Here is a 26,371-nt window from a genome sequence, read left to right as displayed (position 1 = left end):
CTTAGCCTTACCTTAGCGGATCGGCCAAGACGTCGTAGCGGCAGGATGCGGTGGGAACGCGCACATCAATGAAGGAGACTGTCGTGTCGGCGAACAGCTTCGACGCCCGCAGCACACTGCAGGTGGGCGACGAGTCGTACGAGATCTTCCGCCTGGACAAGGTGGAGGGCTCGGCCCGGCTCCCCTACAGCCTTAAGGTCCTGCTGGAGAACCTGCTCCGCACCGAGGACGGCGCGAACATCACCGCCGACCACATCCGCGCCCTCGGCACCTGGGACTCGCAGGCCCAGCCGTCGCAGGAGATCCAGTTCACGCCCGCCCGTGTGATCATGCAGGACTTCACCGGCGTGCCCTGCGTGGTGGACCTCGCGACCATGCGCGAGGCCGTGAAGGAGCTGGGCGGCGACCCGGCGAAGATCAACCCCCTCGCGCCGGCCGAGCTGGTCATCGACCACTCCGTCATCGCGGACAAGTTCGGCACCCACGAGGCGTTCGCGCAGAACGTCGAGCTGGAGTACGGCCGCAACCGCGAGCGCTACCAGTTCCTGCGCTGGGGCCAGACCGCGTTCGACGAGTTCAAGGTCGTCCCGCCGGGCACCGGCATCGTCCACCAGGTCAACATCGAGCACCTGGCCCGGACCGTCATGGTCCGAGGCGGCCAGGCGTACCCCGACACCCTGGTCGGCACCGACTCGCACACCACGATGGTCAACGGCCTCGGTGTGCTGGGCTGGGGCGTCGGCGGCATCGAGGCCGAGGCCGCGATGCTCGGCCAGCCGGTCTCGATGCTCATCCCGCGCGTCGTCGGCTTCAAGCTCACCGGCGAGCTGACCCCGGGCACCACCGCCACGGACCTCGTGCTCACCATCACCGAGATGCTCCGCAAGCACGGTGTGGTCGGCAAGTTCGTCGAGTTCTACGGCGAGGGCGTCGCCGCCACCTCCCTCGCGAACCGCGCCACCATCGGCAACATGTCGCCGGAGTTCGGTTCCACCGCCGCGATCTTCCCGATCGACGACGAGACCCTGAAGTACCTGCGCCTGACCGGCCGCGACGAGCAGCAGGTCGCGCTCGTCGAGTCGTACGCCAAGGAGCAGGGCCTCTGGCTGGACCCGGCCGCCGAGCCCGACTTCTCCGAGAAGCTGGAGCTGGACCTCTCGACGGTCGTCCCGTCGATCGCGGGCCCGAAGCGCCCGCAGGACCGCATCGTCCTCGCGAACGCCTCCGAGCAGTTCAAGAGCGACGTGCGCAACTACGTCGCCGACGACGACGAGGCGGGCAAGGAGTCCTTCCCGGCCTCCGACTCCCCGGCCGCCAGCAACGGCGTCCCGTCGAACCCGGTCACCGTGACCGCCCCCGACGGCTCGACCTACGAGCTGGACCACGGCGCGGTGACGGTCGCGGCCATCACCTCCTGCACCAACACCTCGAACCCGTACGTCATGGTCGCCGCCGCGCTCGTCGCGAAGAAGGCCGTGGAGAAGGGGCTGACGCGGAAGCCCTGGGTCAAGACCACCCTCGCGCCCGGCTCCAAGGTCGTCACCGACTACTTCGACAAGGCGGGGCTCACCCCCTACCTCGACAAGGTCGGCTTCAACCTCGTCGGCTACGGCTGCACCACCTGCATCGGCAACTCCGGCCCGCTGCCGGAGGAGGTCTCCAAGGCCGTCAACGACCATGACCTGGCCGTGACGTCGGTGCTCTCCGGCAACCGCAACTTCGAGGGCCGGATCAACCCGGACGTCAAGATGAACTACCTGGCGTCCCCGCCGCTGGTCGTCGCCTACGCCCTCGCGGGCTCCATGAAGGTGGACATCACCAAGGACGCGCTCGGCGTCGACCAGGACGGCAAGCCGGTCTACCTGGAAGACATCTGGCCGACCGAGGCCGAGGTCAACGACGTCGTCGCCAACTCCATCGGCGAGGACATGTTCAACAAGTCCTACGCCGACGTCTTCGCGGGCGACGCCCAGTGGCAGGCGCTGCCCATCCCGGAGGGCAACACCTTCGAGTGGGACGCCCGGTCGACCTACGTCCGCAAGCCCCCGTACTTCGAGGGCATGACGATGGAGACCACCCCGGTCTCCGACATCGACGGCGCCCGCGTGCTGGCCAAGCTCGGCGACTCGGTGACGACGGACCACATCTCGCCCGCCGGCGCCATCAAGGCCGACACCCCGGCCGGCAAGTACCTCACCGAGCACGGCATCGAGCGGCGTGACTTCAACTCCTACGGCTCCCGCCGAGGCAACCACGAGGTCATGATCCGCGGCACCTTCGCCAACATCCGCCTGCGCAACCAGGTCGCGCCGGGCACCGAGGGCGGCTTCACGCGCGACTTCACGCAGGCGGACGCCCCCGTCTCCTTCATCTACGACGCCTCGCGCAACTACATCGAGCAGGGCATCCCGCTGGTCATCCTGGCCGGCAAGGAGTACGGCTCCGGCTCGTCCCGCGACTGGGCCGCCAAGGGCACCGCGCTCCTCGGCGTCAAGGCCGTCATCGCCGAGTCGTACGAGCGCATCCACCGCTCGAACCTCATCGGCATGGGCGTCATCCCGCTCCAGTACCCGGCGGGCCAGTCCGCCGAGTCCCTCGGTCTCACCGGCGAGGAGTCCTTCTCGGTCGCCGGCATCACCGAGCTGAACGACGGCACCACCCCGGGCACGGTCAAGGTCACCACCGACACCGGCGTGGAGTTCGACGCGGTCGTCCGCATCGACACCCCCGGCGAGGCCGACTACTACCGCAACGGCGGCATCCTGCAGTACGTCCTGCGCAACCTGATCCGCAACTAGCGGCTACGGCAAGGCAGTTGAGGGCCGCATCCCCGGTGACGGGGATGCGGCCCTCCGCGTCTGTCCGCCGCACGTCCGCGCAGGTCATCGCCAGGACTCAGGTGGAACACAGGGTTCCCCCAGCGGACGGGGACAGAATCGGGACATGACTGGCACATCGGGGTCCCGCGGCAGCCGTGTCCGCGTGCTCATCGTCGACGACGAGCCCGCGCTCACCGAACTGCTCTCCGTCGCGGTCACCGAGGCCGGCTGGCGGCCCTACCCCGCGCCGGACGGACACAGCGCGCTGCGGATCGCCCGCGGCTGCGCCCCGCACGCCGTCGTCCTCGACGGCATGCTGCCCGACCTCGACGGCATCCAGGTACTGCGCAGACTCCGCTACGAGAACCCCCGGCTGCCCGTCCTCATGCTCACCGCCCGCGACGCGATCGAGCACCGCCTCGACGGCCTCGAAGCGGGCGCCGACGACTACGTCACCAAGCCCTTCTCCCTGGAGGAGGTCGTGCTGCGGCTGCGCGGACTGCTGCGCCGGGCGGGCGGCGAACGCACCCCGTCCGACGACTCCGTACGGGTCCTCGGCGACCTCGTCCTGACCGGCGAGACCCGCGAGGTGCGGCGCGCCGGTGAGCCGGTCCAGCTCACCGCCAAGGAGTTCGACCTGCTCACCCTGTTCCTGGACCATCCCCGCCAGGTGCTGAGCAAGGCCCAGATCCTCGACCAGGTGTGGAGCAGCTGCTTCGACGGCGGCGGCAACCTCGTCGAGGTCTACATCTCCAGCCTCCGCCGGAAGATTGACCGGGGCCGGGCCCCGATGATCCACACCGTGCGGGGAATGGGATACGCCCTACGGCCCGTGGAGGACGGCAGATGAACCTCCGAATCCGCAACCTCCGTACCCGCAACCGAGGCCGCCCGCACGGCCGTTCACTGCGCACCCGGCTCCTCCTCTTCATCAGCGCCACCCTCGTCGTCGTGTGCGCCGCGATGTCCCTCACCACCGTCCTCGTCCAACGCGCCTATCTGCTGGGCAACTTGGACGACCGGGTCGGCAACGCGGCCGAACGCAGCCTGGGCGGCGCCGAACACCACCCGGCCTTCGAGGGGGACCTCGGTTTCCTCATGGAGAACGGCCACGCCGTCGGGACGCTCGCCGCACGGTTCGACGACAAGGGCACGATCATCGCCGCGGCCGTCGTCAGCCAGGACGCCCCGCCGCAGAACCTCACCACCGCCCAGCGCGACGCCCTCGCGGGCATCACCGCCGACGGCGCGAAGCACACCCGCACCGTGCCGGGCCTCGGCACCTACCGGCTCACCGCCCTCGACCACCAAGGGGTCCGGGTGATCACCGGCCTCCCGATGGACGACGTCCAGGACATGATCAGCGGTCTGGTGGTGGTCGAGGCGGCCGTCGCCCTCGCCGGCCTGACCGTCGCCGGCTGCCTGTGCGCGGTCGTCATACGACGGCAGCTACGGCCGCTGGGCCGGGTCGCCGCCACCGCGGTCGAGGTCTCCCGCTCGCAGCTAGGCCACGGCGAGGTCACCGCACTCACCCGGGTGCCCGAGCGGGACACCGACCCCGGCAGCGAGGCCGGCCAGGTCGGCGCCGCGCTCAACCGCATGATCGACCACGTCGAGTCCTCGCTCGCCGAACGCCAGCGCAGCGAGGAGCAGATGCGCCGCAGCGAGGAACGCATGCGCCGCTTCCTCGCCGACGCCAGCCACGAACTCCGCACCCCGCTCGCCTCGATCGCGGGCTACGCCGAGCTGATGAACCGCGGCACCGACCGCATCGAACCGGGCCTCGCCTGGCGCCGGGTCACCGCCGAGTCGGCGCGCATGACGGGCCTCGTGGAGGACCTCCTGCTGCTCGCCCGGCTCGACGAGGGCCGGCCGTTGCAGTCCGCCGAGGTGGACCTCGCCGCCCTGCTCGCCGAGGCGGTGTGGGACGCGCGCGCGGCCGGCACCGGCCACGACTGGCAGCTCCAACTGTCCCTGGAAGCACCAGCGTTGGTCATCGGCGACCAGGCCCGTCTGCACCAGGTGTTGGCCAACCTGTTGGCCAACGCGCGCATGCACACACCCGTCGGCACCACGGTCACGGCGAGCGTCGAGGCCACCGCCGTCCGCACCGTCGTCATCCGGGTCCGCGACGACGGCCCCGGCATCCCCCTAGCCCTCCTCCCCACGGTCTTCGAACGCTTCACCCGCGCCGACGCCTCCCGAGCCCGCGCCGGCGGCAAGGAGGGCGGCTCCGGCCTCGGCCTCGCCATCGCCACGGCGATCACCGGAGCCCACGGGGGCCGCATCGACGTCACCAGCGTCCCGGGCCGCACGGAGTTCACCATCGAACTCCCCGCCGCCGCGACCGAACTCCCGCCCGCGGAACCGGCGATGCGCGCCCGCACGGCCCCGGTCTAGAAGAGCACCGAGCACCGGCGGACGCGCATCGCCGTCGTCGCCGTAGACCTAGGGAGTCGTCGTGAACCCGTCGAAGTCGGCCTCGCCGGTGGTGCCCGAGGCGTGCGAGGTCTGGGTGAGGCCGACGTCCTGGGTGGTTGCGGCCGTCGGGACGTCGACGGTGCCGACCAGGTTCCACGTGGTGTTGTCGGTCGAGTAGTAGCCGCTGTACGAGGTGCCGTTGCGGACGAGCTTCAGCCACGACGGGTAGGCGGCGGTGCCGGCGGAGTCCTGCGAGTCGAGTTTTCCGTCGCCGTCGCTGTCCCAGTCGAGCAGATAGCCGTTGCCCGGGGTCGCGACGAGGGCCACGTACCCGGGGGAGGTGTTGGACCGGGTGATGTCGTTACGGACCATGATCCCGGCCTTGGCCCAAACATCCGTGTCCGACTGAGAGTTGAGCTTCACGGTCGTCACCGAACCGTCGTGCTCCGCACCCGGCAGATAGATCGAGCCGTACTCGTTGGTGCCGTTGTACAGGTCCGCACCCTGTGCCCGGATGCCGAGTTGGGTGCCGGACTCGCTGAAGCTCGCGGTGGTGGAGGCGAACGTCCGGTAGGGGGCGGTCACTTGGTGATTGACGGTGATCGTGTCACCGGCGTTGAGACGACTCCTCCCGTCCGACCGGAAGCGGTAACTCGCCGTCCCCCGGAAATCGCCCTCGGCGAAGAGCTTCGCCGAGGGCGGGATGGACACGGAGTAGGTGGCCTTCAGCGCATGGCCGCCACGGACCGTCCGGGCCCGCGTCACTGAGCGCGTGGTGATCTTCGTGCCGGCCGGCCCGGTGAGGGCCAGATCGGCATCGGTGATCGACCGCGACCCGTTGTCGGACAGGACGGCGGTCACGGTACGGGTGGTGCTGTCGCTGGGCGCGGGCGCCCAGTTGAGCCCGAACGACACGTCCGGAGCCGCGCCGGTCACCGTGCGGTGAGTGGCGTGCACCCGGTACAGAACCACACCGTGCGCCGGCACACTGGCGGCGATCCGGCCCGCCGACTCGGTCAGCCGGTGGCTCCACAGATCCCGCAGGGAGTAGTCGCGCGCCGTGGACAGACCCAGCGCGGCGGCGGTCGTGGCGACCTCCCGAGGAGCGGAACCCGTGTTGAACAGACCGACCACGACATCCCCGTCGGCCTCGGTCTTGGCGAACACCTGCGCGTTCGCGTCCGAGGAGATCCGCCGGGCGTCGATGCCGTCCTGATCGACCGCGAGGACATCGGTGTTCTTCAGCGACGCGAGGTCGGCCGGGTCGAGACGGGTGAGATCGGTGCCGAGGACGAGCGGCGAGGCGGCCAGCGACCACAGACTCATCTGCGTCCTGCGCTCGTCGGGGGTGAGGCCGTTGTTGGCGCCGTTCCCGATTTCGAGGGAGTCGTAGTCGTTGTAACCGCCCGGCCCGCCGTACGGTGCCCAGGCCGCGACCTGGTCGAAGCGGGAGGCGATGGAGGCCCAGGTCGTCAGGGGGTAACTGCTGCCGTCAGGGCCGCAGTAGCACTCGATGTCGCCACCGGTGCGCCAGCCGTTGGAGAGCTTCTTCCAGGTGGCCGCGTTGTTGATGTCGAGGTTGTTGGACAGCTCCAGGTGGATCGGCCGCCCGGTGTGATGCAGCGCGTCCGACCAGGCCTGGACGTCCTGTTGGTCGGACGTGCCGACGCCGTCGATCTTCAGGTAGTCGATGCCCCACCCGGCGAACTGACCGGCCCACGAGTCGACGAAGGCCTGCGCGCCGGGCTTGGTGTAGTCGATGCCCACCATGCCGCCGCAGTTGTAGTTGCTCTCCATCGTCGAGGTGGCGATGTCCCGCGCGTGGTAGGCGGTCCCCTTGATCGCGGTGTTCTCGGCGACCGCCTGCTGCGAGATGCCGGGCGTGACGTACAGGCCGAACTTCAGCCCCAGGGAGTGGACATGGTCGGCCACGACCTGGACGCCGTTCTCGCTGCCGCGCGGCGGGAACTTGACCGGGTCGGTGACCCAGCGGCCGTACTGGTCGACGTCCGGCCCCTGACTGCCCGGGCACTGGTACCAGAAGTCGTCGACGTTGGCGTAGACGAACCCGTTCTTCGAGAGCCCGCTGTCCTTGAGCGCCTTCGCCTGCGCCTCGATGGTCCGCGCGGTCGGATCGCGCCGCACAAAGCTCCAACTGCTCCACCCCAGCACGGGTTTGAGCCCGACATCGTTGTCATCGGCCCGCGCGGAATGGCCGCCGGTCGCGGTGACTCCCATGGTGAGCAGCAGTGCTCCGGTGAAGGCGGCCAGTGCACCGCGGATCTGTCTTCTCATGAGCTGTTCCTCCATCGCAACGCCCACTCGACTCAGAAAACGTCAAGAACAAACTCCGTGGACGCGACAAGTGAACATGGCCGAACGCCAGTCACCACATGGCGCGCTGGGTCAAGACTGGGTCAAGGCTGTGGGGTGACGGTGGCGCCGGCCGGAGGAAGTCCCCTCTGTCCCACCCCGCGCATCGGCCTGTTCGGCCATCGCGGCCATCTGCCGCCGCCCGTGCCCGCGCCCAGCAACCGCGCCTGCTCCAGCTTCAGTTCACCGAAACCCCGCCGCGCGTACGCGGCCAACTCCGCGCTCGGAAACGCGACCGGCGACAGATGCTCCGAGAAGTCGCCCCGCGCCCAGCGTGCCGCGGTGATCTCGTATCCGGCCGCGTGCGCGCACAACTCCAGCAGCAGCGGCGGCATGTCCGGCTCGCGCAGCAGATCCGCCCGCCCGACGACGAGATCGCGCATCTCCCGCAGGACCGGCAGGAAGACGGTCATCACCCACAGCCGCCACTCGGCGAGTTCCTCGTCGGTCGGCGGAGTCCCGCCGCTGAAGGGCGAGATGCCCCCGGGCCGGGCGTGCCGCTCCACGAACGCGGCGAAGGTGCGGGCGTTGGCCTCCGTCAGTGCGAGCAACGGCCCGTAGAAGTCCCCGAGTTGGCGATTGACCCGGGTGAGCCGCTCCTGTCGCTGCGTCAACCGTAGACCGTTGAGGTATGTGGCGACATGCCCGGCGAAGGCCAGTGCGACCGTGACGACGACTGCGATCATGCCGGGATCGTGTGAGACCCGGCTCCGAACAAGCGCGCCCCCACCGCCACTTCGAGAGCCACCAGACGTTTACAGCCTCCCCAGTCCGCGCTAACTTCACGGACAAGTGGGGTGGGAGCGCTCCCACCCGCCCGGCGGTCCGGAACCCGCCGGGTGGTCGGGTCGCCCCACCCCACGTATCCACCTCCGCACGTTCCTCGCACCCGCCGACCGAAGGGACGTAACACTGTCATGTCTGTGACAAATGAAAGCTCAACTCCGAGCGTCGTACCGCGATTACCGCGCCCAACTCCCCACCGAGCCCTCTTCCTCGTCCTCCTCGCCCTGCTCACCACCGTCCCCGCCCTGGCCCTGATCCTCGCCACGGGTGGCCGCGCGGAGGCCCACGGCACCCCCATGAAACCCGGCAGCCGTACCTTCCTCTGCTGGCAGGACGCGCTCACCGACACCGGAGAGATCAAACCCATCAACCCGGCGTGCAAGGCGGCCCAACAGGTCAGCGGTACCACGCCGTTCTACAACTGGTTCTCGGTGCTGCGCTCCGACGGCGCCGGCCGAACCCGGGGCTTCGTGCCGGACGGTTCGCTGTGCAGTGGCGGCAACCCGAACTTCACGGGCTTCGATCTCCCGCGCGACGACTGGCCGTTGACGCATCTCACCTCCGGCGCGACGGTCGACTTCTCGTACAACGCCTGGGCGGCGCACCCGGGTTGGTTCTACGTCTACATCACCAAGGACGGCTTCGACCCGACGAAGACACTCACCTGGGACGACATGGAGGACACCCCGTTCCTCACGGTCGACCACCCGCCGCTGAACGGCACTCCGGGCACGGTCGAGGCCAACTACTCCTGGAGCGGGCAGCTTCCGGCGGGCAAGTCGGGGCGCCACATCATCTACATGGTGTGGCAGCGTTCGGACAGCACGGAGACCTTCTACTCCTGCTCGGACGTCGTGTTCGACGGCGGCAACGGTGAAGTGACGGGTATTCACGACCCGGGCAACCCCACCGACCCGGTACCCGGCGTCTGTTCGGCGACCCGGCACACGACAGGAACCTGGCCCGGCGGCTACCAGTCCGAGGTGACCGTCACCAACTCCGGTGACGTCCCGATGCTCGGCTGGATGGTCAACTGGGCACTCCCCGCAGGCCAGTCGGTCGCCAGCCTCTGGAACGGCAACGCGACCTACACCGGCCAGGACGTGATGGTCCACAACGCCGACTGGAACGGCTCACTGAGTCCCGGGCAGAGCGCCACCTTCGGCTACGTCGTGAACGGCGACGGCGGAGACACGGCAACTACCCTGCCCTGCCAGGTCGGTTGAGCCCGAGCTCGGGGCGGACCCGGCGGTCGGGGGCCACCGGGTCCGCGAGCCGGGCAGGGAATGGGGGTTCAGCCTGCCCGGGTGGTGCGCGGCTTGGGACGACACTGCGGTGCGACAACGTTGTCGGATGGTCTGCATATGACTCTACCGCCCCAACGGACAACGATGTCAACCCAGTTGGCCTGCGGGCGCCGTACGAGTAGGTGCCCCGCGTGCCCTCACCGGTCGACGCGCTCTTCCGTGGTACGGGTGGCGCACGTTACTGTCCCTGCGGCTTGTGCGACCTGTGGTGCGCGACCCGTCCGAAGGAGGAGGGGCCGCGTCATGCGTTTCCGTCCCATGTCCCTGTTGCCAGTGCCGCGACAGGCAATGTCCGCCCCGTCGCGACGCCCGGCACGCCCTCTCGCCGCACCGGCCGAAAGTCCAAGTACGTCCAGTACGAGGACTTCCGGCCGGCACGCCGAGAGCACGCACCGAACGCCGCGCCTTGGTGGGCGAACACTGCCTGCCGCGGCACTGGCCGCCGCACTCGCGGTCGGCGGCGCCACCCCCGCCCTGGCGGCCACCACCGCCCCGCCACAACTCGTCAAGGACCCCACCGCCTATGTCGATCCGCTGATCGGCACCAAGAACGGCGGCAACGTCTTCCCGGGCGCCGTCGTGCCCTTCGGCATGCTCTCCTGGAGCCCGGAGAACACCAGAGGCAGCGCGACCAGCACGGCCGCGCCCGGCGGCTACCAGTACGACGCCACCCGCATCCGCGGCTTCAGCCTCACCCACATGTCGGGCACGGGCTGCGCGGGCGGCAGCGGCGACATCCCGTTCTACCCGTACGCCGGTGAGGTCACCTCGTCCCCGGCGAGCGACACCAAGGACGCCGTCTACGCCTCCGACTTCAGCCACACCGACGAGACCGCCGAACCCGGCCACTACAAGGTCGGCCTCGCCTCCGGTGTCACCGCCGACCTCACGGCGACGGCCCGCACCGGCTCCGGCCGCTTCACCTACCCGGCCGACAAGCCCGCCTCGCTGCTGATCCGTACCGCCAACTCCGAGGTGGGGTCCACCGACTCGGCGGTCACCATCGACCCGAAGACCCGCACGGTCTCCGGCTCGGTCACCTCCGGCGACTTCTGCGGCTACCTCGACCCCGAGGGCCAACGCGCCTACTACACCCTGTACTTCACCGCCACCTTCGACCGCGCCTTCAAGACCACCGGCACCTGGCAGGACGACAGGCTGACCCCGGGGTCGACGAACACGACCGGCGGCACGGGTGGGTTCAGCACCGGCGGCCGTCCCGTCGCGGGCAAGGGCGCGGGCGGCTACGTCGAGTTCGAGCCCGGCACCGGCCCGGTCGGCGTCAAGGTCGGTATCTCGTACGTCGGTCAGGCCGGCGCGAAGGCCAACCTCGCGGTGGAGAACCCGCCGAAGCGCTCCTTCGACACCGTCGAGAGCGCTGCGCACCGCGCCTGGCGCGACCAGCTCGGCGCGATCGAGGTGGGCGGCGGCACCGACACCGAGCGGACCACCTTCTACACCGCGCTCTACCACTCCCTCCTGCACCCGAACGTCATCAGCGACGCCGACCGCAGATACACGGGCAGCGACGGCAAGGTGCACAAGGTGAGCGGGGGGCATCAGGCGCAGTACGGCACCTTCTCCGGCTGGGACATCTACCGGTCGCAGGTCCAACTGCTCACCCTCCTCAGCCCGCGCACCGGCTCGGACATCGCGCAGTCCCTCTACGAACTCGCCCAGCAGAACGGGGGAGTCTGGGACCGCTGGCTGCACGGCGCGAGCGGCACGCACGTCATGAACGGCGACCCCTCGCCCACCGCCCTGGCCGGCATCCGCGCCTTCGGCGGCACCGACTTCGACCTGAAGGGGGCCCTCGCCTCCCTCGTCCAGGCGGCCACCGTCCCCACCGCACAGGACCTGTCCTCCTCGGGCAAGCCCGTCCTCTCGGTGGGTCAACGTCCGTCCCTGGACAAGTACTTGAACCTGCACTACATGCCGTCCGTCTCCAACGCCTGGGGCGGCGCGGCCGAGACGCTGGAGATGTCCACGGCGGACTTCGCGCTCTCCCAACTCGCCACGGCGGCGGGGAAGAAGAGCACGGCGTCGGACTTCGCCCAGCGGGCCCAGTGGTGGCAGAACAACTTCAACATCGCCGCCGACCCCACCGGCGGCTACATCGCCAACCGCAAGGCGGACGGCAGTTGGGTCACCGGCTTCACCCCGGGCACCGGCAACGGCTTCGTGGAGGGCACGACCGCCCAGTACACGTGGATGGTCCAGCACAACCCGGCCGGCCTCTTCGCGGCGATGGGCGGCACGGACAAGGCACTCGCCCGCCTCGACTCCTTCTTCCATGAGGCGGACGGGAGTTGGGCCTTCACCGGCAGCGGCGGCGACAAGTCGGAGCTGGACAACGAGCCTTCCGTCAACGTCCCCTACCTGTACGACTACGCGGGCGCGCCCTACAAGACCCAGGAGACGGTCAGGGCGGCCATGAAGCAGCTCTGGAAGACCGACCCCGCCGGCATCCCCGGCAACGACGACCTCGGCGAGATGTCGTCCTGGTACGTCTTCTCCGCCCTCGGCATGTACCCCCAGGTCCCCTCCCGCGCCGAACTCACCCTCGCCTCGCCGCTGTTCGAGCGCATCGAGATCAAGCGCCCCCAGGGCAACGACATCTCCATCCGCGCGAAGGGCGCCGCGACCGACGCCCCGTACATCCAGTCCCTGAAGGTCAACGGCCGTAGCACGCAACAGCCGTGGCTCTCCTCCTCCATCGTCCGCAACGGAGGCACCCTCGACTACACCCTCTCCACCACCCCGAACCGCACCTGGGGCAGCGCCCCCGCCGACGCCCCGCCGTCCTTCCGGACCGGCGAACAGCCGTACCAGATCGGCGTCGGCCCGACCGCCGCGACCCTCGCCCCCGGCGACAGCACCAAGGTCACCATCAAGGCCCTGTCCCTGAACGGCGGCACCGGACCCGAGGTCCGCTACACCGTCGAGACGCCCGCCGGAGTCACGGCGACTCCCGCACGGGGCACGGTCGTCGACGGCTCCCAGACCATCACCCTGACCGCCGCCACCGACGTCCAGCAGGGCTTCTACGACGTGCAGGTCACCGTCACCTCGGGCGGCACGTCGTACGAGCAGCCGGTGTCCCTGACCGTGGCCGCGCCCGGCACCCTCTTCGCCGCCTACAACAACACCGGCGTCTCCGACGACACCGGCGAGCACGACGAGGCGGACTACGACGGGGGCGGCTGGAGCTACTCCCTCCAGGCGCTGGAGGCGGCCGGGCTGACCCCCGGCGGCACGGGCACGGTGGACGGGCTCGGCTTCACCTGGCCCAGCTCGCCGAACGGGCGCCCGGACAACGTCTCGGCGGCCGGTCAGACCGTCCGACTCCCGCAGCCCGCAAGCACGTTGTCCTTCCTGGGCAGCGCGGTCAACGGCAACCAGCAGACCAAGGCGACCGTCACCTACACCGACGGCAGCACCGACGCCGTCGACCTGTCCTTCACGGACTGGACGGTCGGCGGGGGCGGCGGCACCGTGCAGTACGGCAACGAGGTCGTCGCCAGGACCGCGTACCGCAATGTCGCGGGTGCGGACAAGGATCCGGTGGCCACCTATGTGTTCGCCACCAAGCCGTTCGCGGCGCCCTCGGGCAAGACCATCAAGAGCGTGACACTTCCGGACGACCCGGATCTCCATGTGTTCACCCTTGCGGTGAACTGACGTCCACTCTGTGTGCCCTCGCCCGTTCCGGTGGCGGGGGCACATCGGCGCGTGCGAGCATCCGCAGATGGTGAAACGGCCGCAGCTGCCCGAGGAGTTCCGGGCCGAAGCCCGTACGGCCTTCGCGTTCCTGGTGGGGGACGAGGGCTTCGCGCCGCCGGAGGACATAGACGGCGGCCTGCGCTATCTGCGCGGGGATCTGATGGTGCGCGTCTGGTTCCTGGGCGGCGCCGAATCGGAGGTCCTGACACGACTGGTCCCCCTGGCGCCGGACGGCACCAGGGGGAGCGGGGCGTGGCTCGACGACCTGTACACGGCCGCCGCGTGCGGCCCGGCCCAGGACGTCCCCGTCTTCGCGTCGACCAGAAAAGGTGTGCTCAGACGGGTTCACCAGCACGCGGAGGCGTTGCGGCGGCTGCTGCCCCGCCTCCCCGTGCCGTGACCGTGCCTCAGGCCAGCAGTTCCACCTCCGCGAGGGTCGAGGAACTGTTCAGGACCAGGCGGTAATGCGCGTACGAGCCAGGCGACTTGACCGAGAAGACGCGCGTCTGCCTGTCCCAGGTGAAGGACTCGCCGGAGCGCTTGTCGAGCGTCTTCCACTTGCTGCCGTCGGTCGAGCCCTGGAGGGTCCAGCCGGTCGGTGCCTGCGTGTGGTCCTTCGACGACGTCAGGGTGTACTGGACGCCCTTGGTGGCCTTCGTGACCGGCAGGTCCACCGAGGCCACCGTCGCGTCCGTGGCCGACGTGTTGTCGAACAGGGCGCCGACACCGGCGAGTTGGTCGCCGCGGGGCGTCGGCACCTGGTCGTTCTTGGTGATCGACACCGGCGCCGCGTTCTTGCCGCTGCCCCACGACGAGGGCTTGGAGCCCATGGAGAAGTCCAGCACTCCGCCCTTCTCCAGCAGCGAGTGCGGGAGCGAGGTCTTCGTCCAGTTCTGGCCGTTGACCTTCAGACCCTGCACGTAGATGTTCTTCGTGCTGTTCTTCGGTGCCTTGACGACCAGGTCCTTGCCGTTCTCCAGGTGCACGGTCGCCTTGGTGAACAGCGGGGAGCCGATGGCGTATTCGCCGCTGCCCATCACCAGCGGGTAGAAGCCGAGCGCGGAGAAGAGGTACCAGGCCGACTGCTCGCCGTTGTCCTCGTCGCCGTGGTAGCCCTGCCCGATCTCGCTGCCGGTGTAGAGGCGCGACAGCACCTCCCGCACGTCCTTCTGCGCCTTCCAGGGCTCACCGGCCGCGTCGTACATGTAGGTGACGTGGTGGGCGACCTGGTTGGAGTGGCCGTACTGGCCCATGCGGACGTCCCGCGCCTCCGTCATCTCGTGGATGACACCGCCGTAGGAACCGGCGTTGGTGGGCGAGGCGGTCTCCGGGGTGGTGAAGTACTGGTCGAGCTTGTCGCCGAGGGCCTTCTGGCCGCCGTAGAGGTTGGCGAGGCCCTTGCTGTCCTGCGGGGCGGTGAAGGCGTAGCCCCAGCCGTCGGTCTCCGTGTAGTCGTAACCCCAGACCTTCGGGTCGTAACTCGCCGAGTCCACCCGCCAGTTGCCCTTGGCGTCCTTGCCCTGGAAGAACCCGGCCTGCTTGTCGAACAGGTTCACGTAGTCCTGGGCGCGGTTGAGGAAGTACTCGGACTCCTCCTTGTAGTGCTTCTCGCCGGTCTTCTTGTAGAGGGCCTGGCCCATCTTGGCGATGCCGTAGTCGTTGACATAGCCCTCCATCGCCCAGGAGAAGCCCTCACCGGTGTCGGTGCTCGTGTAGCCGAGGAAGGGCGAGGTGGTCATGCCCTTGCGGCCGACGCCGGAGGCGGGCGGGACGACGGTCGCGTTCTTCACGGCCGCGTCGTAGGCCGCCTTGGCGTCGAACTTCACGCCCTTGACGTACGCGTCCGCGAACGCGACGTCCGAGGAGGTGCCCGTCATCAGGTCCGCGTAGCCCGGCGAGGACCAGCGCGAGGTCCAGCCGCCGTCCTTGTACTGCTGCACGAACCCGTCGACCATCTCACCCGCCTGACCGGGCGTCAGGAACGAGTAGGCCGGCCAGGTCGTCCGATAGGTGTCCCAGAAGCCGTTGTTGACGTACACCTTGCCGTCGACGATCTTCGCGCCGGTGTGCGTCGGGGTGTCCTGGCTCGGCATCGGGGAGAACGGCGACGCGTACTGGTACGTCGAACCGACCTTCTCGAAGCCGGAGTTGGGGTACAGGTACAGCCGGTACATACTGGAGTACAGCGTGGTCAGCTGGTCCGGCGTGGCGCCCTGCACCTCGACCTTGCCGAGGAGCTTGTCCCACACCTTCTGGGCCTGCTTCTTGACCGTGTCGAAGGAGGTGCCGTCCGGGATCTCCTGGCGCAGGTTGTCCTTCGCCTGGTCGACGCTGATCAGCGAGGTGGCCAGGCGCAGGGTGACCGTGTGGTCGGCGCCCGGCTTGAACTTCAGATAGCCCTTGACCCCGCTGGAGGAGCCGTCCGTCACGGGCGCGTCGAACGTGCCGTAGACGAAGAGCCGGGTAGCACCCGTGGACAGCCCGGACTTGACGTCCGAGTAGCCGGTGACGGTCCCGTTCTCCTTGTCGAGGGTCAGGCCCGCCTGCTCGGTGACGTTGTCGAAGATGACGCTCGCGTCGTCGCCGGGGTAGGTGAAGCGCAGCGAGGCCGCGTGGTCGGTCGGGGCCATCTCGGCCTTCAGACCGTTCTCGAACGTGACGCCGTAGTAGTACGGGCGCGCGGTCTCGTTCTCGTGCTTGAACGCCAACTCCCGTGCCGTGGGGTCGGTGTCGGGCGTTCCGGACGCGGCCGACGGCATCACCTGGAAGGTCTGCCGGTCGCCCATCCAGGGGCTGGGCTCATGGCTCAGGCTGAGTGCCTGGAGCGTCGGCAGGTTGTCGTCGTTGTTCGCGCGTGCGTAGTCGTAGAGCCAGCTGAGCGACGACGAATTCGTCACCGGCGTCCAGAAGTTGAAGCCGTGCGGCAGCGCCGCGGCGGGGAAGTTGTTGCCGCGCGAGAAGCTGCCGCTGGAGTTGGTGCCCCGGGTGGTCAGCGCGTAGTCCGACAGATGCGCCTTCGGCTTCTCGGGCGCGACCGTCCTGAGGCTCACGTCGTCCAGCCAGCCGCGGAACTTCGCCGGGCCGCCGGGGGAGTCGTAGTCCAGCAGGATCCGGTCGACGGTTTTGCCGGCCGCGACCGAACCGATCCGCGAGAGGACGTTGTTCCACTGGTTGACGTAGAGGATCTTCGCCGCGCCCTGCCCCTGCGGAGTCAGCGCGAAGCCGTGCGAGTCCGTCGCGCCGAGGCCACTGAGGTAGGTGCCGTCGGTGAAGGCGAGGTCGACGGCGACGTTCGTGGCGTCGTAGTCGAGGTCGCCGTCGGACATCTGCGGGAAGAGCCGGTAGGAGAGCGCGGTGTCCCGGCCGACCGGCACGTTCACGTCGAAGACCTTGTTGTACGAGTACGCCCGCCCTGTGGCCGTGTGACGGCCCGCGTAACGCAGCGCGCGCTTCCCGGTGAAGCCGGCGCCCGCCTTGGCCGTGGGGGAGCCGCTGGGGCCCCGGTCGACCAGCGAGAGCATGTCCTCGGGGATCGGGGCGGTGCTCCCGCCCGTCGAGAACTGGACGTCGGCGAGCTGCAGGATGCCGCTCGCGCCGTTGTTCTTCGTGACGTCGAGCCGGAAGTGCTGGTACTCGGCCGGCTCGGCGAGGTCGTAGGACTTCGTTTGGAACCGGTCGGCGAAGGTCTCGCCGGAGCGGGTGTCGAGGGTCTTCCAGTCCTTGCCGTCCGTCGAGCCCGACAGCGTCCAGTCCTTCGGATCGCGTTCGGCGAAGTCGTTCGCCGAAGTCAGGGCGTACGTCACTATCCTGGCCGGCTTGTCGAGGTCGAACTCGACCCAGCCCGTGGGCTCGAAGGTCAGCCACTTGGTGCCGGACTCGCCGTCGACGAGGTTCTCCTTCACCTCCCCGCCGCCGGTGTTCTCGGAACTGGCCCGGACGTCGGTGACATGGTCGGTCACGTTGCCGGGGATGCCGGTGCTGTATCCGCCGTCGACGCCGGAGGCCCGCTTGGCGCCGTCCGGCGCGGTGTCGACCGTGTTCAGCCAGTCCGGGGACGGGTCTCCCGACTCGAACGAGGAGGCGAACTCCCCGCCGGTCGGGGCCTTCGCCGGGAGGGCGACCGCCGCCCCCTGTGAACCCACGAGCAATGTCAGTGCGGCGGTCGACACGACCGCCGTACCCCACCATCTGTGATGCATACGAGGGCATCCTCCCTGCACGCTGGACAACGTTGTCAGCTTCGATGCGCAAGGAACAGTAGGGAGTCAAGTGGCCTGGTGTGTCAAGGGTGTTGAGTGAGGCATTCGAGGGCAATAACGGGGATTTCTCCGTCATCGAACACACAGGGCGTTCATATTTCCGCGAGGTCTCACTTCGGAAAAGACCGACAACCCACCCTGCATTCGATCTTGCTCTGTCGACCGGAAGTGGACTATACCTGTCGCGTTCGACACCGCTCTCGCAGCAGCACGCACGAAGTACCTCCTGCACGACCAAGCTCGACCTGACCGCGGTGCCGGGGAGGATCCGGTTCACCGCCTGAGTCCTGTTGAAGGCGAGGACTTGAGCATGGGATCCACTTCCGCCGAGAACAACAACGGTTCCGATTACACCGGCGCACCGGATGTCGGCCGCCGAGACCTGATCAAGCGGTCGGCCGCACTCGGCCTGATCGCCGTACCCACGATGAGTTTCCTTTCGGCCTGTGCGAGCAGCGACAGCGGCTCGGACAAGAAGGCCACGGCGGGCACCAAGACCGCGAAGAACCCGCTGGCGGTGAACGCCACCGCGCAGATGGAGTTCGTGCTCTTCGACGGCGGCTTCGGAAAGGAGTACGCCGAGGACGCCGTCAAGATCTACGAGAAGGACTTCCCCAAGGCGAAGGTCAAGTTCTCCGCCACGCAGAAGATCCAGTCGACGCTGCAGCCCCGCTTCAACCAGGGCACCCCGCCGGACCTGATCGACAACTCCGGTGCCGAGCAGATGGACATGGGCGTCCTGGCCGGCAAGAAGCAGCTCACCGACCTCACCCCGCTGCTGGACGCGCCCTCCTACGACGACCCGTCGAAGAAGGTCCGCGACACCCTCCGGCCCGGCATCGTCGAGATGGGCCAGCTCGACGGCGACCCGGTCTGGATCATGTACTACGCCTACACGGTGTACGGCGTCTGGTACTCGCAGAAGGCCCTGGACTCGCTCGACGAGAAGTACCCCGAGACCTGGGACCAGATGCTCGCGGTCTGCGCCAAGGCCAAGAAGAAGGGCATGGCGGGCTGGACGTACGCGGGCAAGTACCCGTACTACCTCCCCTTCTCGCTCTACCCGATGATCGGCAAGGTCGGCGGTCGCGAGGTCCTCGACGCGATCGACAACCTGGAGCCGAACGCCTGGAAGCACCCGGCCGTCAAGGCCTGTTTCGAGGCGTACTACGAGCTCTTCAAGAAGGGCTACATCCTCAAGGGCACGCCCGGCATCGACCACATCCAGTCGCAGACCGCGTGGGCCGAGGGCAAGGCGCTGTTCATCCCGAACGGCTCCTGGGTGGAGAACGAGTCCGCCAACGTCATCCCCAAGGACTTCAACCTCGCCGTCTCCGCGCCGACCGGCATCGACAGCTCCGACAAGCTGCCCTTCGGCACCATCTGGGCGTCCGGCGGTGAACCCTTCATCGTCCCGGCCAAGGGGGCGAACACGGCGGGCGGCATGGAGCAGCTGCGCATCATGCTCAGCGAGGCCTCCTCGAAGAACTTCACCAGCAAGGTGAAGTCGCTGACCGCGTACAACGGCGGCACCTCCGGGATCACCCTCACCCCGGGCCTCACGTCCGGCGTGGCGGCCCTGAAGCTGGCCGGCGCCAACGTGCTGAACCCGCGGCTCCAGGACTGGTACGTGCAGCTGCAGAAGGAGCAGATCGGCGTGGCGGGCCTCGGCGAGATGATGGCCGGCCGGGCCACCCCGGCGGAGACCATCAAGAAGATCCAGGGCTACGCGGACGCGACCGCCAAGGACACGTCGATCAAGCACTACAAGCACCAGTGAGGATCCGTCACCAGCGGCGGCGCCCGCCCAGAGAACGGGGTCGGTAGCAATGCAGCACGGCAAGTACCGGTTCATCGTGGGGTTCCTGACGGTTCCCCTCGGGCTGTACGCGCTCTTCGTCGTATGGCCGTTCATCCAGTCCATCTACTATTCGTTCACGGACTGGACGGGGCTGAGCCCGGAATTCAAAATGGTCGGCTTCGACAACTACAAGAGAATGTTCCACGACGAGATCTTCTGGAAGTCGTTGCAGCACAGTCTCTTGTTCGCGTTGGTGCTGCCGCTGGTGACGATCAGCCTGGCGCTGTTCTTCGCGTTCATGATCAACGTGGGGGGACGGCGCCGGGTGGGCGGCCCGGTTATCTCGGGTGTCCGCGGCTCCTCGTTCTACAAGATCGTCTATTTCTTCCCGCAGGTCCTGTCGATCGCGATCGTCGCCCTGTTGTTCGCCTTCGCGTACAACCCGGACAGCGGCGCGATCAACTCCCTGCTGCGCGGCATCGGGCTCGGCAGTCTCCAGCCGCTGTGGCTGGGTGACCCGAGCCTCGCCCTGTGGTGTGTGATGGCGGTCCTCGTCTGGTCCTCCGTCGGCTTCTTCGTGGTCCTCTTCTCCGCCGGTATGGCCTCCATTCCCGCGGAGTTGTACGAGGCGGCGCTGCTCGACGGCGCCAACCGGATGACCACGTTCTTCCGCCTCACCCTGCCGCTGCTGTGGGACACGGTGATGTCCGGCTGGGTCTACATGGGCATCCTCGCGCTGGGCGCCGAGTCGTTCGCGGTCGTACAGATCATGACGACCGGTCCCGGCGGTCCCGACTACTCGACCACCGTCCTGGTCCTGTACGTGTACCAGAAGGCGTTCCGGGACGGACAGGCCGCCTACGCGACCACCATCGGCGTCGCCCTGCTCGTCGTCACGCTGGCGTTCGCCGCCATCGTGATGCGACTGGGCCGCCGTGAGCGGCTGGAGTTCTGATCACATGAAGACGACCGAGACCCCCGCCCCCGTGCCGGCCGAGTCCGGTGTCCCCGTCGCCAAGGTCGGCGCACCGGACGGGAATTCGCCGAAGCGGAAGAAGAAAGAGGGCTCCGTCCTCAACGCCTTCTCGCACGGCATGCTCATCCTGTGGGCGTTCATGGTCGTCCTGCCGCTCGCGTGGGCGGTGATGACGTCCTTCAAGAGCGACAGCGCGATCTTCAGCTCACCCTGGGCGCTGCCGGACAAACTGCACTTCGACAACTGGGCGCGGGCCTGGACCGACGCCAACATGAGTGACTACTTCTTCAACACCATTCTGGTGGTGGCGGGTTCACTCATCGGCACGCTGGTGCTCGGTTCGATGGCCGCGTACGTGCTCGCCCGGTTCGACTTCCCGGGCAACCGCTTCATCTACTTCCTGTTCATCGGCGGCATGAGCTTCCCGATCATGCTCGCCCTGGTCCCGCTGTTCTACGTCGTCAACAACATGGGACTGCTGAACACGATCCACGGTCTGATCCTGGTCTACATCGCGTACTCGCTGCCGTTCACGGTCTTCTTCCTGACCGCGTTCTTCCGCACGCTGCCCACCTCGGTGGCGGAGGCCGCGTTCGTGGACGGTGCCTCGCACACCAGGACGTTCTTCCAGATCATGCTGCCGATGGCCAAGCCCGGCCTGATCAGCGTGGGGATCTTCAACTTCCTGGGCCAGTGGAACCAGTACATGCTGCCGACGGTCCTGAACACCGACCCGGACAAGCGGGTCCTCACCCAGGGCCTGGTGCAGCTCGCCGCCAGCCAGGGCTACAAGGGCGACTGGTCCGGGCTCTTCGCCGGTCTGGTGATGGCCATGCTGCCGGTGCTCGCCGCCTACATCGTCTTCCAGCGTCAGGTGGTACAGGGCCTGACCGCGGGGGCGCTCAAGTAGCGGCCCGCCCCTGCCTCGTGTGTGCCGCTCCGGGCCTCCGGAGCGGCCTACACGCATGTGTGCAAGTACCCGGATGCGGTTCAACCTCTTGACGGGAGGCAGCCCGAACAGCTCAGCTTAGAGTTCACTAGTTGGACATAGACGGGGCCTCATCGATGCGGTCCCGCGCGCAGGAGGTCGTCGTGGAGACTCCGGGGTCGCAGTCGTCACTGCACCGAGCCAATCTCGAACGGGTCGTGCGAGCGGTGCGGTTGGCCGGGTCGCTGACACAGGCGGAGATCGCGAGGACGACGGGCCTGTCCGCCGCGACCGTCTCCAACATCGTGCGCGAGCTCAAGGACGGCGGAACGGTCGAGGTCACCCCCACCTCGGCGGGTGGCCGCCGGGCCCGCAGCGTCTCGCTGAGCGGGGACGCCGGCATCGTCATCGGCGTCGACTTCGGGCACACGCATTTGCGCGTCGCGGTCGGGAATCTCGCCCACCAGGTGCTGGCCGAGGAGTCCGAGCCCGTCGATGTGGACGCCTCCTCGACACAAGGGTTCGACCGGGCGGAAGAGCTGGTCAACCGGCTGATCACGGCGACCGGAGTGGACCGCTCCAAGATCGCCGGGGTGGGCCTCGGCGTGCCCGGACCGATCGACGTGGAGTCGGGCACCCTGGGCTCCACCGCGATCCTCCCGGGCTGGACCGGCACCAGACCCGCGGAGGAGCTGGGCAGCCGTCTGGGCGTACCGGTGCACGTGGACAACGACGCGAACCTCGGCGCCCTCGGTGAGCTGGTCTGGGGCAGCGGGCGGGGCGTCAGGGACCTCGCGTACATCAAGGTCGCGAGCGGGGTCGGCGCGGGACTGGTCATCAACGGCAAGATCTACCGGGGCCCGGGTGGCACAGCGGGAGAAATCGGGCATATTACTCTTGATGAGTCCGGCCCTGTCTGCCGTTGCGGAAACCGGGGCTGCCTGGAGACCTTCACGGCCGCGCGCTATGTGCTGCCGCTTCTCCAGTCCAGTCACGGAACCGACCTGACCATGGAAGGAGTCGTGCGGCTGGCGCGGGACGGAGACCCTGGTTGCCGTCGGGTGATCGCCGACGTCGGCCGACACATCGGCAGTGGAGTCGCCAATCTCTGCAATTTGCTGAACCCGAGCCGAGTGGTCCTCGGTGGCGATCTCGCCGAGGCCGGTGAGCTGGTGCTCGGGCCGATCAGGGAGTCTGTCGGCCGCTACGCGATCCCCAGTGCGGCGCGTCAATTGTCCGTTCTCCCGGGGGCACTTGGAGGCCGTGCGGAAGTGCTCGGAGCACTCGCTCTCGCACTCAGCGAGATGGGTGATTCGACCCTTTTGGACGGGTCGCTGACCGCGGCCACACCTGTCTTCACTTAGAGAACGCACGACGCCGTTGCCATCTCGTTAAGTATTTACTTCTTGACGCCGAACGCGCGGCCGAGTTGACTTCCAGCCACCTCGGCCGCAACGACGCGGCCTCGTCAGGGAGGTTTCAAAGTGAACACGCGTATGCGTCGTGCCGCCGTTGCCGTTATCGCCACCACGATGGCCGTCTCGATGGCTGCCTGTGGCAAGGCAGGCGACGACAAGAAGTCCGACAGCAGCTCCAGCTCCTCGGGCGGTACCAACGCCTCGATCGGCCTGCTCCTGCCCGACAGCGTCACCGCTCGGTACGAGAAGTTCGACAAGCCGTACTTCGAGGCGAAGGTCAAGGAGCTCTGCTCCGGCTGCACCGTCCAGTACAACAACGCGAACGCCAGCGCCGCGACGCAGGCCCAGCAGGTCAGCAGCATGATCACCAAGGGCGTCAAGGTCATCGTGATCAGCGCCCAGGACTCGGCCGCGATCAAGTCCTCGATCCAGCAGGCCGTCAACAAGGGCATCAAGGTCGTCGCGTACGACCGTCTGGCCCAGGGCCCGGTCTCCGCGTACGTCTCCTTCGACAACGTCCAGGTCGGCAAGCTCCAGGGCGAGGCGCTCCTCACCTCGCTGGGCTCCAAGGCGACCCCCTTGGCGAACGTCGTCATGATCAACGGTGACGACGCCGACCCGAACGCCGCGCAGTTCAAGAAGGGCGCCCACGAGGCCCTCGACGGCAAGGTCAAGATTGCCTACGAGCAGTCCGGCCTGTGGAAGGACACCGTCGCCGGGCAGAAGATGTCGGCGGCCATCACCCAGCTCGGCGCCAAGAAGATCGCGGGCGTCTACTCCGCCAACGACGGCATGGCCGGCGGTATCGCCACCGTCCTCAAGGGCGCCGGCATCAGCGGCATCCCGCTGACGGGCCAGGACGCGGAGCTCGCCGGTATCCAGCGCATCGTCGCCGGTACCCAGTCCAGCACCGTCTACAAGGCCTTCAAGCCGGAGGCCGAGGCGGCCGCCACGCTCGCCGTCGACCTGGCGCAGGGCAAGAGCATCTCCTCGCTCGCCACCACGACCCAGACCAGCGGCTCCGGCAACAAGGTGCCCTCGCAGCTGCTGACCCCGGTGTCGGTCACCAAGGCCAACATCAAGGACACGGTCATCAAGGACGGTCTCTACACCGTCGCGCAGATCTGCACCGCCGACTACGCCAAGGCGTGCAAGGCGGCCGGTCTGGAGTAATCACCGCCCAGCGGTGACAGAGCCCCTTCGGCGTCCGCCCCGCCTTCCAACCCCGCTGCGGGGCGGGCGCCGATCGGAACCCGTGCGAACGCAGCCGTTGCCAACTGGCACCGGCCGCGCGCATGTTCATCTTGTAAATCTGTGCCTAGGCACAACCCTCCGCGCCTTTTGATCAAGCGCGGCATCCCCGCCGGTCAGGCGGCGAAGGAGATGGTTAACGTGTCCGCTACGCCCGTGCTGGCGTTGCGCGGAGTCTCCAAGCGATTCGGTGCGGTGCAGGCCCTCACCGAAGTAGAGCTGGAGGTCCACCCCGGAGAAGTCGTCGCACTGGTCGGCGACAACGGCGCAGGAAAGTCCACTCTGGTGAAGACCATCGCCGGAGTGCACCCCATCGATGAAGGAGTCATCGAGTGGGAGGGCAACCCGGTCAGCATCAACAAGCCGCACGACGCCCAGGGACTCGGCGTCGCGACGGTTTACCAGGACCTCGCGCTCTGCGACAACCTCGACGTCGTCGGCAACCTCTACCTCGGGCGTGAGCTGCTGCGCCACGGGGTGCTCGACGAGGTCACGATGGAGAAGAACTCCCGTGAGCTGCTGAGCACGCTCTCGATCCGCATCCCGAGCGTCCGCATCCCGATCGCCAGCCTCTCCGGTGGCCAGCGACAGGTCGTCGCGATCGCCCGCGCGCTGATCGGTGACCCCAAGGTCGTCATCCTCGACGAGCCCACCGCCGCCCTCGGCGTCGAGCAGACCGCGCAGGTCCTCGACCTGGTCGAGCGGCTGCGCGAGCGCAACCTCGGCGTGATCCTCATCAGCCACAACATGGCCGACGTCAAGGCGGTCGCCGACACCGTCAACGTGCTGCGCCTGGGCAAGAACAACGGCTCCTTCCCGGTGAAGGACACCAGTCAGGAAACGATCATCGCCGCGATCACCGGGGCCACGGACAACGCCGTGACCCGTCGTGCGGTGCGCAGCACGGAGGCGGCAAAGTGAGCGACACGTCCAACACCGTGAAGAAGGACGCGGTCGAACCGACCGGCGCGCCTCTCGCCGAGGACCCCACGGCGGCGGCCGGTGCCGCCACCGTCGTCGACCCGCGTCTGCTGGTCCGCGAAGAGGGCTTCCGCGGCTACATCACCGAGTTCAAGCGCAAGATCAAGGGCGGTGAGCTCGGCTCGCTGCCGGTCGTCGCCGGCCTGATCGTCATCGGCATCATCTTCCAGTCGCAGAACAGCCGGTTCCTGAGCGCGGACAACCTGTCCAACATCAGCTACTACCTGTCGGCGACCGGCATGCTCGCCATCGGCCTGGTCTTCGTGCTGCTGCTCGGTGAGATCGACCTGTCGGTCGGCTCGGTCAGCGGTCTGGCGTCCACCCTGTTCGCCGTCTTCGTGGTCAACCACGGGATGAACGGCTGGCTGGCGCTGATCCTGACGATCGTCACGGGCATCGGCATCGGCGCGCTGCACGGCTTCTTCTTCGCGAGGATCGGCGTACCGGCGTTCGTCGTCACCCTGGCCGGCTTCCTCGGCTGGAACGGTCTGATGCTGTGGCTGCTCGGTTCGAGCGGCACCATCAACATCCCGGACCAGGGTCCGGTGCACCTGCTCGGCCAGGGCTCGTTCTTCATGGACCAGTCGATCGCGGGCGCCTACATCCTGGCCGCCCTCGGCGTCGCGTCCCTGCTCTACGGCTCGCTCGTCGAGCAGCGCCGCCGCAAGGCCGCCGGGGTGCCGTTCCGGCCCACCAGCGAGATCGCGCTGCGGGTCGGTCTGCTCGCCGTGGCCGCGTTCGTCACCGCGTACGTGCTGAACTCCTCGGCCGGTGTCTCCAACGCGCTGGTGATCTTCCTCGCGTCCCTGGTGATCGTGGACTTCGTGCTCCGTCGTACCCCGTACGGCCGCAAGGTCTTCGCGGTCGGCGGCGGCATCGAGGCCGCGCGCCGTGCCGGTATCAACGTGTCCATGATCCGGATCACCGTGTTCGCCATCTCCGGCGGCTTCGCGGCGGTCGGCGGTATGTTCTTCGCCGGCCAGACGCAGAGCGCCACGCTCAACGCCGGTGGCGGCAACACCCTGATGCTGGCCATCGCGGCCGCGGTCATCGGCGGTACGAGCCTCTTCGGTGGCCGCGGCACCGTCTGGTCCGCCCTGCTGGGCATGCTCGTCATCCAGTCGATCCAGACCGGCCTCGACCTGCTCAACATGAACACGTCGATCCAGTACATGATCACGGGTGGCGTCCTGCTCGGCGCGGTCGTCATCGACTCGGTGTCCCGCAAGAGCCAGAAGGCCTCCGGTCGCGGCTGACCTGCCCTTCGCCCAGACTGTGCCCGGTACCGATGGCGGTACCGGGCACAGTCGTGTCGTAGGAAAGGCTGT

The 26,371-nt window shown here is 68.2% G+C and carries 16 protein-coding genes; 13 read left to right on the top strand and 3 right to left on the bottom strand.

All coding sequences use genetic code 11. The annotated features are described in order from the left end of the window. The first annotated feature begins 83 nt into the window (after positions 1 to 83). The 3 genes from acnA (at position 84) to OG226_RS14100 (ending at position 5,219) form a co-directional block, all read left to right on the top strand. On the top strand, positions 84 to 2,798 hold the full coding sequence (acnA, locus tag OG226_RS14110; RefSeq protein ID WP_329349144.1) for an aconitate hydratase AcnA: 2,715 nt from the start codon (positions 84 to 86) through the stop codon (positions 2,796 to 2,798). Between the two features lie 145 nt (positions 2,799 to 2,943). Beyond that, entirely contained in the window at positions 2,944 to 3,669 is a 726-nt protein-coding gene (locus OG226_RS14105) for a response regulator transcription factor (protein ID WP_328677574.1), read from the top strand. Continuing rightward, on the top strand, positions 3,666 to 5,219 hold the full coding sequence (locus OG226_RS14100; protein WP_329349143.1) for a sensor histidine kinase: 1,554 nt from the start codon (positions 3,666 to 3,668) through the stop codon (positions 5,217 to 5,219). The genes OG226_RS14105 and OG226_RS14100 overlap by 4 nt, the downstream gene beginning before the upstream one ends. A 48-nt stretch (positions 5,220 to 5,267) precedes the next feature. Here OG226_RS14100 and OG226_RS14095 read toward each other — a convergent pair whose 3' ends face one another. Together OG226_RS14095 and OG226_RS14090 are read right to left on the bottom strand one after the other, a co-directional pair. Then, complete coding sequence (locus OG226_RS14095) at positions 5,268 to 7,535, bottom strand: NEW3 domain-containing protein (RefSeq protein WP_329349142.1); 2,268 nt, start codon at positions 7,533 to 7,535, stop codon at positions 5,268 to 5,270. Positions 7,536 to 7,657: 122 nt separating this feature from the next. Next, the gene (locus OG226_RS14090; RefSeq protein WP_329349141.1) at positions 7,658 to 8,299 is read right to left on the bottom strand and encodes a hypothetical protein; all 642 of its coding nucleotides are present in this window, start codon (positions 8,297 to 8,299) and stop codon (positions 7,658 to 7,660) included. A 237-nt stretch (positions 8,300 to 8,536) separates the two neighbouring features. Here OG226_RS14090 and OG226_RS14085 point away from each other — a divergent pair, with 237 nt between their 5' ends. From OG226_RS14085 to OG226_RS14075, 3 genes are all read left to right on the top strand, one after another. Further along, positions 8,537 to 9,625: a lytic polysaccharide monooxygenase auxiliary activity family 9 protein gene (locus OG226_RS14085; RefSeq protein ID WP_443066885.1), complete on the top strand. Its 1,089-nt coding sequence runs from the start codon at positions 8,537 to 8,539 to the stop codon at positions 9,623 to 9,625. 369 nt (positions 9,626 to 9,994) lie between these two features. Beyond that, the gene (locus tag OG226_RS14080; RefSeq protein WP_329349139.1) at positions 9,995 to 13,387 is read left to right on the top strand and encodes a GH92 family glycosyl hydrolase; all 3,393 of its coding nucleotides are present in this window, start codon (positions 9,995 to 9,997) and stop codon (positions 13,385 to 13,387) included. Between the two features lie 67 nt (positions 13,388 to 13,454). Beyond that, positions 13,455 to 13,829 carry a hypothetical protein gene (locus OG226_RS14075; protein WP_328677563.1) on the top strand — a complete coding sequence of 125 codons (375 nt, stop codon included), beginning with the start codon at positions 13,455 to 13,457 and terminating at the stop codon, positions 13,827 to 13,829. Positions 13,830 to 13,836: 7 nt separating this feature from the next. Here OG226_RS14075 and OG226_RS14070 read toward each other — a convergent pair whose 3' ends face one another. Continuing rightward, entirely contained in the window at positions 13,837 to 17,628 is a 3,792-nt protein-coding gene (locus tag OG226_RS14070; RefSeq protein WP_328677561.1) for a GH92 family glycosyl hydrolase, read from the bottom strand. Positions 17,629 to 17,998: 370 nt separating this feature from the next. On the opposite strand from OG226_RS14070, the gene ngcE reads away from it, so the two are divergent. The 7 genes from ngcE (at position 17,999) to OG226_RS14035 (ending at position 26,299) form a co-directional block, all read left to right on the top strand. Beyond that, positions 17,999 to 19,468, top strand: a complete 1,470-nt coding sequence (gene ngcE, locus OG226_RS14065; protein WP_328677559.1) for an N-acetylglucosamine/diacetylchitobiose ABC transporter substrate-binding protein — start codon at positions 17,999 to 18,001, stop codon at positions 19,466 to 19,468. A gap of 49 nt (positions 19,469 to 19,517) precedes the next feature. After that, positions 19,518 to 20,444: a carbohydrate ABC transporter permease gene (locus OG226_RS14060; protein WP_327400659.1), complete on the top strand. Its 927-nt coding sequence runs from the start codon at positions 19,518 to 19,520 to the stop codon at positions 20,442 to 20,444. A 4-nt stretch (positions 20,445 to 20,448) separates the two neighbouring features. Beyond that, positions 20,449 to 21,375 carry a carbohydrate ABC transporter permease gene (locus OG226_RS14055; RefSeq protein ID WP_328677555.1) on the top strand — a complete coding sequence of 309 codons (927 nt, stop codon included), beginning with the start codon at positions 20,449 to 20,451 and terminating at the stop codon, positions 21,373 to 21,375. Between the two features lie 182 nt (positions 21,376 to 21,557). Next, on the top strand, positions 21,558 to 22,757 hold the full coding sequence (locus OG226_RS14050; protein WP_019063292.1) for an ROK family transcriptional regulator: 1,200 nt from the start codon (positions 21,558 to 21,560) through the stop codon (positions 22,755 to 22,757). A 132-nt stretch (positions 22,758 to 22,889) separates the two neighbouring features. Further along, positions 22,890 to 23,984 carry a sugar ABC transporter substrate-binding protein gene (locus OG226_RS14045; protein WP_329353385.1) on the top strand — a complete coding sequence of 365 codons (1,095 nt, stop codon included), beginning with the start codon at positions 22,890 to 22,892 and terminating at the stop codon, positions 23,982 to 23,984. 210 nt (positions 23,985 to 24,194) lie between these two features. Then, on the top strand, positions 24,195 to 24,983 hold the full coding sequence (locus OG226_RS14040; protein WP_328677548.1) for an ATP-binding cassette domain-containing protein: 789 nt from the start codon (positions 24,195 to 24,197) through the stop codon (positions 24,981 to 24,983). Beyond that, positions 24,980 to 26,299, top strand: coding sequence for a sugar ABC transporter permease (locus OG226_RS14035; protein ID WP_328677546.1), 1,320 nt, complete (start codon positions 24,980 to 24,982; stop codon positions 26,297 to 26,299). Before OG226_RS14040 ends, OG226_RS14035 begins: the two co-directional genes overlap by 4 nt. The last annotated feature ends 72 nt before the right edge of the window (positions 26,300 to 26,371 follow it).

The organism is Streptomyces sp. NBC_01261, assembly GCF_036226385.1.
In the GTDB taxonomy this organism is placed as follows: domain Bacteria; phylum Actinomycetota; class Actinomycetes; order Streptomycetales; family Streptomycetaceae; genus Streptomyces.
This window is presented reverse-complemented; position numbering and strand designations above follow the sequence as displayed.